Raw genomic sequence first — 16712 nt, 5'->3', positions numbered from 1 at the left:
AGGAGCCTGCGACGAGGCGTATCCGCCGGATCGAGCTCGTCGAGATCGAGACCACCCCATATCCTCGACCGAGTGCGTCGTTGGATACTGCTGGCCGTCCTGACCGCAGCCGCGACGCATCTTCTCGAACTTCTCGATGTGGACGCCGCGGCGTTGTTCGCGGCGCTCGTCGTCGCCGGGATGCTGGCGATCGCCGGATTCGCGCCACCGTTGCGCAGGTCGCGTGACACCACCGACGACGACCCGGAAGACACCGATCCACCGGCCATCCCGCGGCCGATCATGCACACCGCCCAGGGTGTGCTCGGTGTGTTCATCGGCACCATGGCCGAGCCCGAGACGCTGTCGGGGCTCGGGTCGTCGTGGTTCCCGGTGCTGGTGATCGGCCTCGGCACACTCGCGCTGTCGGTGGCCGGTGGCGCGATGTTGGGCCTGCACCGCCTCGTCGACCCGCTCACCGGTTCGCTGGCGCTCGTCGCAGGTGGGGCGTCCGGGCTCGTCGCATTGACCCGCGAGTTCGGCGGCGACGAACGCATGGTCGCGGTGATCCAGTACCTGCGGGTCGCGCTGGTAACCATCACCATCCCGCTGGTGGCCTCGCTGGTGTTCGACGCACAGTCGACGGCGGTGCACGAGGCGCCGCCGAGCGCCACCGATCAGGGGTGGGGCCTCGTACTGCTGGCGGTGTGCTTGGGTATCGGCATCCCCGTCGGACGACTGGTCCGGCTGCCCGCGGCTGGGCTCCTCGGTCCGATGGCGCTGGCCACCGTCGCCGAACTCACCGGCCTGGCCGGCGACGCCGCGGTCTCCACGATCCTGCTCACCGTCGCCTACGCGATCATCGGCTGGCAGGCCGGCCTCGGCTTCACGATGGACCGCCTACGGGCCATCGGCCGAGTGCTGCCGGCCGCGTTGGTGCTGATCCTCGCGATCGGCGTCGGCTGCGCGCTGCTGGGAGTGCTGCTGTCGGTGTGGACCGGCGAGTCGATGTTCGACTGCTACCTCGCCACCACCCCGGGCGGCATCTACGCGGTGCTCGCCGCGGCGACCGCCGCCGGCGGCAACGTCGCGTTCGTGGTGGCCGCGCAGATCCTGCGGGTGTTGCTGATGCTGTTCGTCGCCCCGTTCGCGGCCCGCGCAGCCGCCCGACGACTCGCCTCGTGAGTTACAGCTGCAGTCTCAGCGGTCACCCGAGACAATAGTTGTCGCGGGCGGTTGCCGGCACCGCAGTGAGATACGCGCCGGTCGGCCCTCGACCCGTTCCGGTCGGCTGTCTAGAGTCGAGACCATGAACGGGGAGCCCGATTCGACCAGTGCCCGCGAGTTCGATGTCGTCGTGTTCGGTGCGACCGGCTTCGTCGGTGAACTCACCGCCCGCTATCTGGCCGAGCACGCGCCACGCGGCACCAAGGTGGCGCTGGCCGGCCGGTCGGAGACCAAACTGGCCGCCACCCGCAAACGACTACCCGCACGCGCCCACGACTGGCCGCTGATCGTCGCCGATTCGTCGTCGCCGAGTTCGCTGGACGCGATGGTCGCCCGCACCCGCGTGGTGTGCACCACCGTCGGCCCATACCTGCGCTACGGCGAGGCGCTGGTGGTGGCCGCCGCGAGCGCCGGCACCGACTACGTGGACCTCACCGGCGAGGCGCCGTTCGTGCACTACTCCATCAACAAGGCACACGAGACCGCGCAGGCCACCGGCGCGCGGATCGTGCACTCCTGCGGCTTCGATTCCGTGCCGTCGGATCTCGGTGTGTACCTGCTGTACAAAAAGATCGCCGACGACAACGCCGGTGAGCTCACCGACACCACCTTCGTGGTCAAGTCATTCAAGGGCGGCATCTCCGGCGGCACCTTCGATTCGGTGCGGGTGATGGCCGAAGAGTCGCGCAACGCCGAGACCCGTCGCCTGGTGCTCAACCCGCATTCGCTGTCCGGGGAGCCCGGCAACACGCCGCGGCCGGCCATCAAGTCCGAACCCAGCGACATGTCGATGATCTCGGCCAAGAAGGTGGATCCGTCGATGAGCGGCACTCTGGCCCCGTTCTTCATGGCCGCGTCCAACACCCGCATCGTGCGGCGCACCAACGCGTTGTTGGACAACGCCTACGGCGAGGACTTCCACTACGCCGAGACGATGTCGGTCGGCCGGATTCCGGGTGTGTCCACGGTGACCGCCGGAGCGGTCGCGGTCGGGACCGGAGTCTTTTTGGGCGCCATGAGTTTCGGGCCGACCCGCAAGCTCCTCGACCGACTGCTACCCAAGCCGGGCGAGGGACCGAGCGAAAAGGCCCGCGAGAAGGGTTCTTTCGTCACCGAGACGTATACCACCACCCCCAGCGGCCGCCGCTACCGCTCGACGATGCGGATGTCGGGCGACCCCGGCTACAAGGCCACCGCGGTGATGCTCGGCGAGAGTGCCCTGTCGTTGGCGCTCGAACGGGATCGTCTGTCCCCCTTGACCGGTGTGCTCACCCCGGCCGCGGCGATGGGCGAGGTGCTCACCCGGCGGCTACAGGACGCGGGAGCGACGCTCGAGGCCGTCGAACTCACCTGAGTGCGACACCTCCGCACCGGAGTGAACCCGCCAAACGTCACCACTGATCCCTGAGGAGCGAGCCGAAGGGCCCTTCGTGACGGACCTTTGCATTGCGAGGTGCTCACGTCTTCCGCGCCCAACGCAGCCACCCGGGGTGGCTGGTGTCAGACCCGCGTCAGCGGCGGCAGCTCATCCTGCGGTAGATTGTCGATCTCGGTCACCACGGTGTCGTCGCCACTGTTCAGCGCGACGAAACTGCCGTAGAGGCGCGGCTTCCCGTCGTCCCGCCCGCCGACGACGCGCTCCCCTTGCACCGAGGTGAGGGCATAGCCTCCCTCGTCGAGTTCGATGGTGTGCGCTCCGCCAGCGGGCACCACGTAGAAGTTGGTCTGAGGCACCAGGTTTCGGTCGGCGGTACCGCTGAACACGATGATCGCGATGTCGCCGTCACTGTCGTTGTGGATGGTCACACCGCTCGCATCGGTGGAGTAGTAGACGCCGTCCGCGGCGCCGTCGGCGCCCACCGCGTCGAGCGGCCACAGGATGCCGGTCGCGAGCCCCTCGGACGGATCCCAGAACTTGTTGTCGGGGTCGACGATCGGTTGATCGGCGTCGCGGATCGCGCCGCCGAACGGGTTGAAGTTCTGGCTCAGCGTCGAATCATCCTGCACCACAACCATTCCGTAGATGATTGCGCGACCTTCGGCGTCCCGCTCGCCCTGCACGACGTATCCGGAGATGTCGCCGCCGGCGTCGATGGTCGTCGACTCTCCGGCCGGCACCAGGTACAGCCCATCGCCGTGCGGCACGTTGTATTGGTCCACCGCGATCACCGCGACGTCGGTGTCACCGGTGTTGGTGAACGTGATGGTGTCTGCATCCGCATCGTAGGTGTAGGTGATGTCGTCGGCGTCGGCGATGCGATAGTTGTCGCCGATCAGCACCTGGAAGTCGGACGGGTCGTAGAAACGGTTGTCCGGGTCAATCATCCACCACTGCAGCCGCGCGGTGAGCACGTCGAAGGCCTGCGCGATCAGCGAGTCGTCGGTGTCGTCGACGGCCGGGTTGGCGTCAGCCGAGTCGACCAGGGGGCCCACCACACTGGCGGCGGGCACCGTGACCCGATCCCCGGGATTCAGCAGCCCGAGCAGGTCACTGCCGTCGCCGCGGCTGCGACGCAGGAAGGCACCGCCCGCGGCGAGGCTCTGGTTGAGGAAGATCAGACCGCCGGCGCCGACGTCGCCGGCGAAACCGTAGAACGCGCCCGGACGCGGCTTCTGCTGCTCGGGCGGCTCCGTGTCGGCGCCCGCCGACACCGCGGCCGCCGTGCCCGGCTCGCCGATGACCTCGCCGATCACCCGCGCCGCCTCATCACCTACCGCGCCGTCACCTACCGCGTCTTCCGTCGGAGCGTCATCGGTGGCCGCGCGGTGACGCCCCGTCGCGGGCTCATCGGCGCGGTGGCGCCCGGTCGACTCGTCATCCGCGCGATGGCGGCCCGTCAGCCACGACCAGGTCGGAACCTCTCGAGCGGTGGTCGGTTCGTCGACCTCGGTGGACGGGGTTTCCGTCGCGGGGTCCGGCGTCTCGGCGGGCCCAGACGTCTCCGGAGGCGAGGACTCAGGGGGCGGCTGCGTGGTTCCGGTGGACTCCTCGGACGGCGCCGACTCGTCGCGATCCGCGGGTTTGGTGGTCGCACCGTCGGACTCCCCGGCCGGCGGTGCGGTGGTCTCGGTCGGCTCCCCACTTCCCGAGTCCCCTGCTCCCGACTCCCCGGTGCCCGGCGGCGCATTCGTGGAGGGGGCAGTCGTGGAGGGGGCGGTCGTGGAAGTGTCGGTCGTGGAGGGATCGCTGACCGCACCATCCCCGTGGGCGCTCGGCGAGGCCGGTTCGGTTCCGGTCAGTTCGTCGGCGGCCGCCGCACCGACGGGCGCGGCCATCAGCAACGCGGCGGCGATCCCGGAGGAGGCAACGATGACCCGAGTGCGTCGGACTCTCTTCACTGACATACCGGTGGATCGCTCGCCGTTGCCGGATCGTTACCGAAACCGCTACTGCTGCCCCGGATTCAGCTTGATGAACAGGGCATCCATCTCCGCACACAACCGATCGCCATCGTGCAGGGTGCCCTTGATGAACACCTTGCGGCCGTCCACCTTCTCGGCCCAGGTGTGCGCCTGCAACGGCGTGTTGAGCGGGGTGATCGACCGGTACTGCACGGTGAGGTAGGCCGTGCGACTGACACCCTGGATGGCCACCGCCGAGGCGTAACCTCCCAGGTCGTCAAAGGCGACGGCCACGTGACCACCGTGCGCGGCCTTGTTGCCGCCGAGGTGGAAGTCACGGAAGGTGACCGACGCGAACACACCGTCGTCGTTGACCTCGGTCACCTCGAACGGGGGCAGCGTGATGTTGCCGCGCGCCGGGAGGTCGATGCGGGTGCCCGACGGCGAATGCCACTCGTCGATGCGGACGGCGGCGAGCTTGGCGTTGATCTTCTCCAGATCGGCGATCAGTTCGTCGGCCAACTCCGGGGTCGGGCAGGCGTAGCGGACGTTCTCCATCAGGGTCCGCGCCTGCTCACTGAACTCCCCGTAGCGGGGCCCGCCACGTTCGGTGGTGATGGCGGTGTGCGCCCGGAACCCGCCCTCGTGCGGGTCCTCTTCTATCTCGGTGGTCGACTCCGGGCTGGTTGAACCGTCACTCATGGATCAACCGTATAGAACGGCCGTTCACCCGTCGCGACGTGATCCCGGCGGATCGACGTGCGGTATCGGCTCGGGCTTCTCGTTGCGGTCGCGCAGCCACACGGAGCGACCGATCACCAACGCAAGCACCACCGCCACCGTGACCCACACGGTGAGGATGATCGCGACGATGACCCAGCCCACGTGTCCAGGATGCCACGATCGCGGCAGAAACCCCGCCGACTAGGGCATATCGGTCGGTACCACTGCGGTCACGATCCGCAGAAGGGCGTCGAGACACGACTCACGGACCCGACCACCTAGGCTCGATTCATGACTGATGCCGGTTCCGCGACCCAGAACCCGTTCGATCCCACCCAATGGGCTCCGGTGCCCGGTTTCGACGAACTCACCGACATCACCTACCACCGCCACGTCGGCGAAGGCCGACAGCATGGGATCGTGCGCATCGCCTTCGACCGCCCGGAGATCCGCAACGCGTTCCGTCCCCACACCGTCGACGAGCTCTACCGGACGCTGGATCATGCGCGGCGCTCCCCCGACGTCGGCACGGTGCTGCTCACCGGCAACGGCCCGAGCCCCCGCGACGGCGGTTGGGCATTCTGCAGCGGCGGTGACCAGCGCATCCGCGGGCGCTCCGGTTATCAGTACGCGTCCTCGCACGATTCAGATGTGACCGCGGCCGGCGCCGAGGGCGTCGACGAAGCCCGGGTGAAGGCCGAGGGTGGCCGGCTGCACATCCTGGAGGTGCAACGCCTGATCCGGACGATGCCCAAGGTGGTGATCGCGGTGGTCAACGGCTGGGCCGCCGGCGGTGGGCACTCGCTACATTCGGTGTGCGATCTGACGTTGGCATCACGCGAGCACGCCCGGTTCAAGCAGACCGACGCCGACGTCGGCTCCTTCGACGCCGGCTACGGCAGCGCGTACCTCGCCAAACAGGTGGGCCAGAAGTTCGCGCGCGAGATCTTCTTTCTCGGCGAAGCCTACGACGCGGACACCATGCACCAGATGGGTGCGGTCAATCGGGTTGTCGCACATGCCGACCTGGAGGAGACCGCGATCGACTGGGGACGCAAGATCAACGGCAAATCACCGACGGCGCAGCGGATGCTGAAGTTCGCGTTCAACCTCACCGACGACGGCCTGATGGGTCAGCAGGTGTTCGCCGGTGAGGCCACCCGGTTGGCCTATATGACCGACGAGGCCGTCGAGGGTCGGGATGCCTTCCTGCAGAAGCGCTCTCCGGATTGGGATGCGTTTCCCTACTACTACTGAGCCGATGCGCGGCCGACGATGAGCACGCTCGACGCGCCGCGTCACCGCGGGTGCGGTGACGGGTGCCCGAACAGATACCCCTGGGCGAACTGAAAACCCAACTCCTGCAGGGCCGGTACCACGCTCTCGTCCTCCACGCCTTCGGCAACCATGCCGATGCCTGTCGACTGCGCGACGTCGCGGATGGCATGGACCAACGCACCACTGGCCGAGTCATCGAGGATCCCGTCGATCAACGTCTTGTCCACCTTCACCACATCCACCGGGAGGTCTCTCACGTAACGCAACGCGGAGAATCCGCTACCGAGATCGTCGACGCAGATGATGCAACCGATCTCGTGGAGTTGCGCCACAGCGCGCTCTGCCGGGGTGCCGAGTTCGACGGCCTCGTTCTCCCTGATCTCGATCCACACCTGTTCGGGATCCACGGCATTCGCCTCGATGGTGTCCGCCACGTACGCGGTGATGGCGGTGTCCCACAACTGTTGGGCCGACAGGTTGAGCGACACGAAGGCGTCCGCGCCGACCGTCGGTACCACCTCTGTGGCCAGCGTCCGGATGGCGTCGTCGATCGAGTGTCTGCCGATGGGCACGATCAATGACGTGTCCTCCGCCACGGCGAGAAAAACCTCGGGCGACAACAGTCCGGCCTCGGTGTGCCACCGCAGCAACGACTCGTATCCGACGGTGCGGCGATCCGACAGCGTGACGATCGGTTGGTAATGCAGGACGAAGTCGTCCCCGTCGGACCGACTCAGTCGGGTGGCGATGTCGACATCGCTGCGGATCTGCTCCGGTGTCCCCGAATCGGCGAACACCACGGTGTGGCGTCCCACGATGGCAGTCGACAGCGCAGCGTCGGCACAATCGATGACGGCTCGGCCCGTCACCGCTTCGGACAGTTCCGCTCCGACCGCGACACCCATGCAGATGTCGAGGAATCGGCCGGAGTCACCGTACTCCAGCAGACGCGACTCGAGGTGGCCGCGCGCGGCGTCGACGAGTCCCGCCAGGCCGACGTCGGACTCCGAAAGCCAGATCAGCCATTCGAACGCCGACCGTTGCTCGAATCTCGCCGCGGGGATCACCGCCCGCAACACTTGATCGACGAACTCGTCGGCGACCACCGCCGCCTCCGCTCGCCCGTACGCCACCGCAGCCCGGTGATATGGGTCTGCGGCCACCGCGATCGCGGTCATCGCCGCATATCCATTTTCCGTCACCGGCGTCCCCGTCCCTGTATCCTGGCCCCGGTCAGCCAGTCCACCCAGTCTAAGACCTGTACCCCCCAAATTGGGGACATCGTCTCTGCTGTTGTTCTTGTGAATGGTACGCATTTTGGTTGACTCTCAACGAATCACGTACGGCAATAGTGCTACTGGTCACGTGCGCCTACACGTCAACAAATATCTGTGCCTGCACGCTATGATCGGTGCGGAAATCACTGGTTCATCGATGCAGCCCAGACGGAGGTCGGAGTGCAGCGTCTGAGTGTTTGCGTACCATTGTTCAACAGCGCGGACACCGTTGCGAAATGCCTGGAGAGCGTTCTGTCGCAGTCCTACGGCGATTTCGAGTGTCTGGTGGTGGACAACGCCTCCACCGACGACACGGCCGAGCGGGTGCGGGATTTCGACGACCCGCGGATTCGGTTGGTACGCAACGAACACAACGTCGGGCTGGTCGGCAACCACAACAAGTGCATCGAGCTCGCCCGCGGCGCCATCGTGCAATTCGTCCACGGCGACGACTGGCTGCTGCCCTACGGCCTCGAGCGACTGCTCCCGTTTTTCGACGACCCGAACGTGGGTCTGGCTTTCGCCCCGCGCACCGTGGAAAGCGAAGACACCGAATGGAAAGCACAGTTTTCGCGACTCGAGACACCCTTGGCTCCCCTCTCGACGATCAACGACGGCCAGGAGTTGATCCGCCGGCACCTCGATGCCGGGGGTGGCGGCAACCCGGTCGGTGAACCCACCGCCGTGATGGTGCGACGCGAGACGCTGATCGCGGCCGGCGGATTCCGCGCCGACGTACCGCAGTTGCAGGACATCGACGCGTGGCTGCGCGTCATGGCCCTCGGTGACGTCGCCTATGTGGACGAACCGCTGACCGTGCGATGGCACCATGCCGGCTCGGAGACCGACATCCACCAGGGCGCGCCCTCCATCGACAGGATGTGGGTGATGACCGGGTTGATGCAGCGCCCAGAACTCGACACATCGGTGCGCAGACACGCGTTCAACCTGTGGTTGCGGTCATTGCGGCATGTCCCCGAAGACGTCATGCGCAATCCCAGGGACCAGCGTCGGGCGTTGCTGACACGACTCGGCCGGCAGTTGGCCGCCACGGCCCGGCGTACACCGCTGACGTTCAGCGACAGCACATCCTGACCCGCCTCACCCGCGCAGTATCGACGAGAGCACCGGCCCGATGGCGCGCCACTCCAGCGACTGCTGCGCCGCGACGACGGCGCGACGGAAACCGTGGTTGCGCTCCGGCTCGTCCATGGCGGTGAGCGCGTCGGCCAGGGCAACCGGATCCCGCGGCGGCACGACGATTCCGATGCCGAGCGCCCGTACCGTCTCACCGAGCCCACCCACGTCGGAGACGATCACCGGCACCCCGTACTCGATCGCCGTGTGCAGCACGCCGCTCTGCGCTTCGAAGTCGGTGTAGGGCAGCACGACAGCGTGCGCGCGAGCGAACAGCTCCGGTACCCGTTCGGGTTCGACGAAACCGTCGAACCATTCGATCCGACGATCCCGATCGACGGCATCGTCGATGACCCGCCGCACCGAGTGCTCGGCGCGACCGGCGATCGCCAGTGCGCTCTCGCCCGCGTACTTCGCGTAACCCTGCACGAGGATGTCGACCCCCTTGTTTTCCCGGATCTCACCGAAGAACAGAAACGGCGGCGCCCCGGCCGCCGACGAATCGGCACCCGATGCGACCGCGATACCATGCGGGACCACACTCACCCGCGCAAGTCCGTAACGTACGCCGGCAACCTCGCGGTTTCCTTCCGTGTGCACCAGCACCGCGTCGGCCGCCCGCAGCCCTGCGCCGGTCAACCATTCGTCGACGGTGTCGACCGTTGATCCGGTGTAATCGTGGCGACGTATATTGTGCAGCCGCACCACCACTCGTCGATCACGCAGCCGGGACAGCCACACCACCAGGGGCAGCGTGAAACGTTGGATCTCCTCCAGCAGGACGACATCGACGTCGCGGGCGCGCCACAGGAACAGGCAGAACGCCATGTCGTGGCGACGCCAGGGTCGCGCGCGCTCGGCCACCCATCGCCACGTCGATCCCAAATCTGATCTCGGCCGTTGCGCTGGTATCGCCACGGGCTGGCTGATCCGGTCGGAGACAAATCGTCCCTCGAGGTCTGGGCGGCGAGGCCAGATGAACCGGATGTCGTCGCCCGAGTCGAGAACACCGTCGAGCGCCTTGCGCACGTATTCCGGGTGCCCGCCGGATGCGGTGGGAGCGAACACCGCCACCGTGGTCGACCCACCTGCGCCGGCATCGCCACCCGACCGCACGGCGCGGCGGTGCGAGCGTCCCACCGAGCGGCGCGCGACCGCGTGCAGCAGCGCCGTGCGCACGCCGTCGAGCAGGCCGGCGAGCGCGGCGCCAGACTCGGCGGCGCCGCCCCGCCATCGGCGTTCCCGCGCCGGCCGCAGGAGCTGGCCGACAGTACGTTTCGCTCCGTAGCCAACCAGCAGCGACAACAGCCCCATGTGCGCGGCGAGCACCACCGTGCGGTTGCGGTTCATGTAGCGGTGGTAGACGGCGCCGTGCTGTTCGCCGACGTGGGTCTGCGAGCCGCCTTCCTCGTGCCACACGCGAGCGCGAGGCGCCACGGCCAGCGCCACACCGCGCGCCTGCCAGCGCAGGGCGAGATCGGCGTCCTCCCAATACAGGAACAGCCGCTCATCGAATGGCTCGCTGCGCCATACCCGCAACGTCGTCGCCATCACCGCACCGCTGAGAAATCCGGTGAGGTACGCCGCACCGTCCGGCGCCGGCGGCGGCTGCCCATAGCCACGGTGACTGACCACCCCGCGCCGCAGGTCGATGTCCCCGCCGGCGAACCAGACCACCGGAACCGTCGGGGCGCCGGTGACGATGACCGGTGAGACGACGCAGTCGGGGCCCATCTCGTCGAGCGCATCGGACAAGGCGGGCAGGCATCCCGGCTCCATCCGGGTATCGGGGTTCAGCACGCACAGCACCTCATCGTCGGCGAGGTCGCCCAGGTGCCGGGCGATGATGTTGTGTCCGCCACCGAAACCCACATTGCGCGGACTGCGGAGCACCCTGACGTCAGGTTGGCCCGCAGTGGCCTCCGACAACGCGTGCCACTCCGCGTCGTCGCAACTGTTGTCCAGGACGGTCACCGACGCCGCCCCGTCGGCCATGAGCTGCGGGAGCAGCACGGTCAGGTACGACGAGGTGAAGTAGTTGACGATCGCCACATGCGGGGCGCGCCGTCGGCGGTCGGTCATCAGTTCCTCGGCTCGAACGACCGCCACACCGCGATCACGTCGTCCTGCCGCACCCGGCCGTTTTCGGTCATGAGCCCGTACTCGTCATTGATCAACCCCCATTGGTAGACACCACGAACACGATCCGACGAGTTCGCCAGGTTCTCGATACTTCGGTACACACCCACCCGATCGGCGTCCTCGTCGCGGCTGGCCCCCGCCTCACCGAACACCAGCGGAACATCGGTCGCCAGCTCATAGGGTGCGAGAAAGTTGCTGCCGGCACGGATCATCGGCGGCCGGTACACGTGGATGTCGAAGAAGTCGACGACTTCACGCCATCGACTCATCGCCGCCCGGTCGGTGATCTTGTCGATGAGTTGCCCGGTGTGAATGTCCGACACCGACAGCGGAAGGTTCGTCTCGCTGCGAATCGTCGACGCCCATCGGGCGATGAACCCGAACGCGACGGGTTCGGGGAGTTGCGGATAGATCACCGACACCTCGTTGCACAGGTCGACGGCCACCACGTTGGGATGCCGCGACAACCCACGCGCAATCGTCCGCGCCAACGACTCCACCTCCCCCAATCGGTCCAGCGGTGTGTGCCGGAGATCGAGCAAGCAGTAGTAGACGGTCAGCCCTCGTCGCCGACAGTAGGTCAGCAGTTGATCGAGGCGGCGAAGGTAGGTGGCGGCATCGATCCGGCCGAGCAGCACGGCGCCGACGTCGCCGATGATCCGGATCGACCGTGAACCCACCTCGATCGCCAGATCGATCGATTCGCGCACCCACTGCCAATCCCAGCGGCTCCAGAAGTTCTGCCAGGCAGATCCGTTCACGATGTCGGTGGCACGCGGCACCACGGAGCTCCCCTTGAGTCCGGTCGGAACCGGGGCTGCGGCGCTCACCCGGCCGCCGATCAGCGGGACGATCCCGACCTCCCACCGCGCGCCCAGCGAGTCGAAGTTGCGCCGCAGGGTCGTACCCGACACGGCGTGATCCCAGTAACGCAGCTGATGCAGCACCCCGGCGAAGGACCGGTTGTCACCGTCGGCGCCCAGGGACAGCCGCCGCACCGCCTGCAGGCCGATGCGGTCGGTGAAGCTCGCCACGTACGCGCCGTTGAGGAATCCGTATGCGGTGCGCGAGGAATCGAGGGTCATCGCGAAAGCGCACGGACGCAGCGTGATCGATGGATCGCGGATCCGCATCAGCTCGGTGGTCCGCGACCACACGGCCAGCGTGTCGGGTGCGGCGAGCACCACCCTCAGTTCGTTGTTCCGGGCGTCGGTCAGCGCGCAAATCGTTCCGGTTGCTCCGCTGCGCGCGTCGACCACCACCATCAGACCGAACTCGGTCAGCGTCGGCAAATCGTCGGCCACCATTGCATCCGTGAGCGAGAACCGCCAACCGGTCGCCGCCGGCCGGGGTACCGTCGAGTTCGCCACCTGGGCCGGACCACCCACCCCGCCCGCGACCTGATTTCTGATCATCGAAATCCCGTCGACGCGATCCAACGATGCCTGCGTACCGTCGAGGTCGAGGATGCGGGTGGGATCGTTCGGCTCGGTGACATCACGCGCGGTCAGCGCACATCCGACGATGGCAGCGGGAACCGCACCCGCTGCGAGTTGCAGGAGCCGGCGCCGGGACACTGTCACCACGCGGCCCCCGTCCGCGTCGCCACCGGCGCCGTCTGCGGCCCCTTCTGCGTTTGTCCGCGGGCGTATCTGGCGATCGCATAGCCCAGCAGGCAGCCGAAGACGATGGAGCCGCCGTGGTCATTCGGCATGGGTGACACCGCGACGACCGCGGCCAGGCCCGCCGTGGTGGCGGCGACCGCGATGCTGGGGCCGTCCCGCCATCGCCGGATCAACACCGGCAGAAGGCAGGTGGCCAGCACTCCGATGAACGCGACCAACCCCAGCAATCCAGCCTTGGTGCGTAGCCAGCCGTAGTAGTTGTGGGCATACAGTTGCCCCTCGTTGGCCGCGAACTCGTCGGCCGCACCCATCGGAGGCTTGTACCGGAAACCCAGACCGTTGCCCAGAATCTCTCTGTCGCCCACACTTTCGGCGAGGTAGCGGTTCTCCTGACGCCGGTCCTGCGTGGACGAGTCGACCGTCCGCGTGGATTGGTCGAGCCCGGCGAACACCCGATGGGAGTAGCCGGACACCTGGCTCTGCGCCCACTGGCCGGCACCCATGGCGCTCGCGCCGACGAAGGCCAGTCCCAGCGCGGCCGCGAGCACGGCAACGGTCACCGACATCCGCACCACCACCCGAGTGAGCATCCCGTTCAACGCGGCGGTGACCAGCACGACCGCGAACATGATGGCCAGTCCCAGGAACACATTGCGCGAGAAGCTGAAGAAGTCGACCACCACCGCAGGTATCAGCAGAGCCGTGACGACCTTTGTGCGGCCGGCGCCGACGAGAAGCATCGCGACCGCGACCAACGTGACGGCCAGCGCCAACGGGGTGGTGGAGGTGAGCAGGCGGTGCGCATCCGACCCGCCGGCCACCAAGCGACCCGTGACGGTGTAGAGCTGCGCGGCCTCCTCGCGCCCGGCCAAGGCGAAGCCGGTGACCGACGACACGAACATGGCGACGGCCGACACCGACAGGGTGAACAACAGCGCGGGCACGTAGCGGCCCACTTCACCGATGCCCACGATCACCGCGGCGACGAACACCGCACCGGCCAACGCCACCGCCGGCCGCACGTCGTAGGTGATGTCGCGGATCGCCCACCCCGACACCACCCCGTGTGCCGCCGCGACCACCAGCGACATCACGAACACGGCAAAGGCGATCGCAGCCGGCGATGACATCATCCGGTGCCGGAGGGTCCCGGCCGAACGAAGCCGGTAACCGGCGTAGATCACCGCGGCCAGCAGCGCGCATTCGTGGAAGTAGACGAACAGCCCGCCGACGCGGACACCGTCGGGAACCCATGCCGGCACGGTGATGAACGTGATGACGATGACCGCGTCCACCACGGTGGCCGGTCGGCGCCACACGCAGGCCGCCACCGCCACGGCGGTCGCGATGGCCACCGCGACCTCGACATGCCCCGTGCCCAGCGGCACCAGCACGGCGAGAAGCGCACCACCGGCCAAGGTGACCCATCGCAGGTCCCCAAGTGCCGGTGCTGCACTGCTCATGTCGGTGCCAGGATGTCGTCGACGAGGGTCAACCACCGCTCGGCGACGGCGGGTTCGGAGAGACGTTCACGTACCGCCTGGACACCTGCGTCCAGAGACTTCCGGGTGACCTCGTCATCGAGGCTCTGTACCGATTTCGCGAGTCCGCGTGCGTCGTCGACCTCGAAGACCAGCGCAGCACCCGCCTCCGACACGAATCCGTGGGCGGGGATGGCGCTGACCACCAACGGAACCGAGCAGGCGACGCCTTCGAGCAGCACCATCGGCATGGCCTCCCAGCGCGACGGCAGGATGAGCGCGGATGCACGCTCCATCATCTTCCTGACCTCGGTGTTGGGTTGCGGTCCGGCGAATACCACCCGGTCCTCGACGCCGGCCGTCCGCGCCCGTGACTCGAGTTCGGCGGTCAGCGGCCCCTCACCCACCAGGGTCAGGGTGCGGTCCGGCAGGAACTGCAGGGCATCGATGGCGGTGGACACCGATTTCTCGGCGGAGTGCCGCGCCACGATCAACAGGTCCACCTCGCGGCGCCGGGCCGCAGCGCCGTAAGCGGCCAGCGGGACAGGGTTCTCGATCACCACTCCCCGGTCGGCGTCGGGACGCACCGACGGCGAGACGAAGACCTCTTCGTCGATCAGTTCCCTACGCACTCCGAGCGAGTACACCTTCGCCGCCAGTCGCGGATACCGCTCGATCGGCCAGTGATGCACCGCCACCACTTTCGGGCGTTGCCCCGGCCGCAGCGACATCGACATGAGGATGACGGCGGCAATGGCGTAGTGGGTGTGCGCGATCACCACGTCGCGTCCCCGCATCAGGTCGCGGAGCTTGCGCAGCATCGCCATCAGCGCGCGCGGCGAGCCCGGCCGGGAGTCGGCGAGGCACCGTGAGCGGCTGAACAGGTCACTGCCGGATTTGTTGTACAGGAAGTACGACCGGAAGCCGGCGGTAGCGCTGGCCTGATTCTCGATCCACCACGACAAGGTCTGTGCCCCCGCCCGTTCGAGCTGGGTGACGACCTGCACGACGTCTGGTTCCTCGACCGTGTCCCGGTGTACGAAGAAGCGTTTGTCCTCGTGCAGCCGCAGTCCGCACGACTCGAGCCGGTGGGCCACATTGCGCAGCCGCACCGCGGCGACGAACGGTTCGACGGTGTAGCGTCCGGCCAGGCGTCGCGGCTCGTGGAGCAGCCGCCACAGCCATCCGAGCCGCAGTGCGTGCACCATCGGCGGAAAGTAATTCTCGGCGTGCGCGAGTTGGTCGAACCAGCCTCCGGCGGTGTATATCTCGACGCCCTGGAGATCGTCACGCAGGCGGACCGCGATCCGGTCCTGTGCCGGTGACCCCATGCCGAGCACGATGACCGTTACACCGGATGCCCGCAGCCGCTGCACCAGTCGCGAATGGTCGGCGACGCCGTCGTACCCGTCGACGGCGAGCACCACACCGGAGAAGCGTTCGGCGGCGGCTCTCGCGATGCCGGGACCGCCACCGACGAAGGCGATCGTCCGCCCCTCCCGATGCCGCTCCCGCAGGATGGCAGGCAGGTCGAGGTCGGCCGAGGACCTGGTGACCGATGCGCCCTGCAGACCCAGCAGCAGTTGCAGGAACGTGCCGTCCACACCCACCTCGTCGGCTTGTGCCACCGCGTCCCAGTCGGCGACCAGCGCGCTGTGGTGGTTGAGCCAGGTCGTCACCGTCGACTCCGGGGTGATCGGCAGGTCGATGGCGGTTGCCTCACTTGTCATGACCGTGCGTCCTCTCGGTCCAGGGGCGAGTGCCCGTTCGGCCAGGAATGACCGTTGAGCTCGTCGGTCTTCGGTTCGTCGCCCTGCAGATGTTTTCCGCCGGAGTCGGTTTCGGAATCACCGGAGCCTGTGGCGCCCTCGCCCAGCAGGCGTTCGACGCGGCCCCATCCGATGACGACCGCGGCCGCCAGCAGCAAACCGGCCAGCAGTCCGATGCCGAGGTTGCGCCCGGTGTTCGGCGACGACGGCCCTTCGGGGGTCAACGGTTCCTGCAGGATGCGCAGCGCCACGATCGGACCGCCACCATCGTCGGGTGAGTCTCCCCACCGTGCGGCCTCCACGAGCTGCTGGCAGACCTCACGGCTCAGCTGGACTGCCTCGGCGGCCGAGCCACCGGTGACGCTCACATCCATGGCCACCGACTGTGGTTGGGTCTCCACACTGATCCGGGACTGCAGTTCCGGAACGCTCATGTCCAGCCCGAGCGAGGCGATGGTCTTCTCCGAGACCCGGTCGCTGAGAGCAAGATCCCGATAGGACAGCACGCGGTCCTGCGCCATCAGTGAGCCCTGGTAGGACTCCCCCGGTGTTCCGCTCGCCGCCGGCGACGCGTAGAGCAGGCACACGGCGGTGTACTCGCGGGTCGCGGTCGCGTTGCCTACTGCGGCGGCGGCCACGCAGAGCAGGCACACTGCCGCCGCGACAATCCATTTGAGACTGCCCTTGCGCATTGCGCGGTACAGGTCACCACGATTCATGGCTGTGCCTCCT

Annotated in this window: 13 protein-coding genes; 4 read left to right on the top strand and 9 right to left on the bottom strand. The window is 67.6% G+C overall.

What is annotated here, in order from left to right; genetic code table 11:
• Positions 1-72 precede the first annotated feature (72 nt).
• Together VX037_RS14915 and VX037_RS14910 are read left to right on the top strand one after the other, a co-directional pair.
• Positions 73-1164: an AbrB family transcriptional regulator gene (locus VX037_RS14915; RefSeq protein WP_328714805.1), complete on the top strand. Its 1092-nt coding sequence runs from the start codon at positions 73-75 to the stop codon at positions 1162-1164.
• A gap of 124 nt (positions 1165-1288) precedes the next feature.
• Positions 1289-2560: a saccharopine dehydrogenase family protein gene (locus tag VX037_RS14910; RefSeq protein ID WP_328714803.1), complete on the top strand. Its 1272-nt coding sequence runs from the start codon at positions 1289-1291 to the stop codon at positions 2558-2560.
• 146 nt (positions 2561-2706) lie between these two features.
• On the opposite strand, the gene VX037_RS14905 is transcribed toward VX037_RS14910, so the two are convergent.
• From VX037_RS14905 to VX037_RS14895, 3 genes are read right to left on the bottom strand one after another with little or no spacing between them, the layout of a single operon-like run.
• Entirely contained in the window at positions 2707-4551 is a 1845-nt protein-coding gene (locus VX037_RS14905; protein WP_328714801.1) for a hypothetical protein, read from the bottom strand.
• A 42-nt stretch (positions 4552-4593) separates the two neighbouring features.
• The gene (locus tag VX037_RS14900) at positions 4594-5250 is read right to left on the bottom strand and encodes a PaaI family thioesterase (RefSeq protein WP_328714800.1); all 657 of its coding nucleotides are present in this window, start codon (positions 5248-5250) and stop codon (positions 4594-4596) included.
• A 24-nt stretch (positions 5251-5274) separates the two neighbouring features.
• Positions 5275-5433, bottom strand: coding sequence for a hypothetical protein (locus VX037_RS14895; protein ID WP_235724893.1), 159 nt, complete (start codon positions 5431-5433; stop codon positions 5275-5277).
• 129 nt (positions 5434-5562) lie between these two features.
• Here VX037_RS14895 and VX037_RS14890 point away from each other — a divergent pair, with 129 nt between their 5' ends.
• Positions 5563-6528, top strand: coding sequence for a 1,4-dihydroxy-2-naphthoyl-CoA synthase (locus tag VX037_RS14890; RefSeq protein WP_328714798.1), 966 nt, complete (start codon positions 5563-5565; stop codon positions 6526-6528).
• A 41-nt stretch (positions 6529-6569) separates the two neighbouring features.
• On the opposite strand, the gene VX037_RS14885 is transcribed toward VX037_RS14890, so the two are convergent.
• Entirely contained in the window at positions 6570-7751 is a 1182-nt protein-coding gene (locus VX037_RS14885) for an EAL domain-containing protein (protein ID WP_328714797.1), read from the bottom strand.
• A 255-nt stretch (positions 7752-8006) separates the two neighbouring features.
• Between VX037_RS14885 and VX037_RS14880 the strand changes: the two genes are divergently transcribed.
• Complete coding sequence (locus tag VX037_RS14880; RefSeq protein WP_328714795.1) at positions 8007-8921, top strand: glycosyltransferase family 2 protein; 915 nt, start codon at positions 8007-8009, stop codon at positions 8919-8921.
• A 6-nt stretch (positions 8922-8927) separates the two neighbouring features.
• Here the strand turns inward: VX037_RS14880 and VX037_RS14875 are convergent, their stop codons facing one another.
• Genes VX037_RS14875 through VX037_RS14855 form a run of 5 tightly spaced genes read right to left on the bottom strand, consistent with a single transcriptional unit; the run spans position 8928 to position 16699 of the window.
• A complete protein-coding gene (locus VX037_RS14875; protein WP_328714794.1) occupies positions 8928-11045 on the bottom strand; it encodes a glycosyltransferase in 2118 nt (705 codons plus the stop codon).
• Complete coding sequence (locus VX037_RS14870) at positions 11045-12691, bottom strand: hypothetical protein (protein WP_328714793.1); 1647 nt, start codon at positions 12689-12691, stop codon at positions 11045-11047. The genes VX037_RS14875 and VX037_RS14870 overlap by 1 nt, the downstream gene beginning before the upstream one ends.
• Positions 12685-14193, bottom strand: a complete 1509-nt coding sequence (locus VX037_RS14865) for a hypothetical protein (protein WP_328714792.1) — start codon at positions 14191-14193, stop codon at positions 12685-12687. Before VX037_RS14865 ends, VX037_RS14870 begins: the two co-directional genes overlap by 7 nt.
• Positions 14190-15941 carry a WecB/TagA/CpsF family glycosyltransferase gene (locus VX037_RS14860; RefSeq protein WP_328714790.1) on the bottom strand — a complete coding sequence of 584 codons (1752 nt, stop codon included), beginning with the start codon at positions 15939-15941 and terminating at the stop codon, positions 14190-14192. Before VX037_RS14860 ends, VX037_RS14865 begins: the two co-directional genes overlap by 4 nt.
• Positions 15938-16699, bottom strand: coding sequence for a YveK family protein (locus VX037_RS14855; RefSeq protein WP_287015306.1), 762 nt, complete (start codon positions 16697-16699; stop codon positions 15938-15940). Before VX037_RS14855 ends, VX037_RS14860 begins: the two co-directional genes overlap by 4 nt.
• Between the last annotated feature and the right edge of the window lie 13 nt (positions 16700-16712).

Origin of the sequence: Gordonia sp. Z-3, assembly GCF_036233855.1 — a bacterium.
Classification (GTDB): Bacteria; Actinomycetota; Actinomycetes; order Mycobacteriales; family Mycobacteriaceae; genus Gordonia; species Gordonia tangerina.
This window is presented reverse-complemented; position numbering and strand designations above follow the sequence as displayed.

Coding starts and splice junctions, on each gene's coding strand:
- VX037_RS14855 (WP_287015306.1), bottom strand. CDS start 16,699: ATGAATCGTGGTGACCTGTACCGCGCAATGCGCAAGGGCAGTCTCAAA.
- VX037_RS14900 (WP_328714800.1), bottom strand. CDS start 5,250: ATGAGTGACGGTTCAACCAGCCCGGAGTCGACCACCGAGATAGAAGAG.
- VX037_RS14905 (WP_328714801.1), bottom strand. CDS start 4,551: ATGTCAGTGAAGAGAGTCCGACGCACTCGGGTCATCGTTGCCTCCTCC.
- VX037_RS14860 (WP_328714790.1), bottom strand. CDS start 15,941: ATGACAAGTGAGGCAACCGCCATCGACCTGCCGATCACCCCGGAGTCG.
- VX037_RS14890 (WP_328714798.1), top strand. CDS start 5,563: ATGACTGATGCCGGTTCCGCGACCCAGAACCCGTTCGATCCCACCCAA.
- VX037_RS14875 (WP_328714794.1), bottom strand. CDS start 11,045: ATGACCGACCGCCGACGGCGCGCCCCGCATGTGGCGATCGTCAACTAC.
- VX037_RS14865 (WP_328714792.1), bottom strand. CDS start 14,193: ATGAGCAGTGCAGCACCGGCACTTGGGGACCTGCGATGGGTCACCTTG.
- VX037_RS14910 (WP_328714803.1), top strand. CDS start 1,289: ATGAACGGGGAGCCCGATTCGACCAGTGCCCGCGAGTTCGATGTCGTC.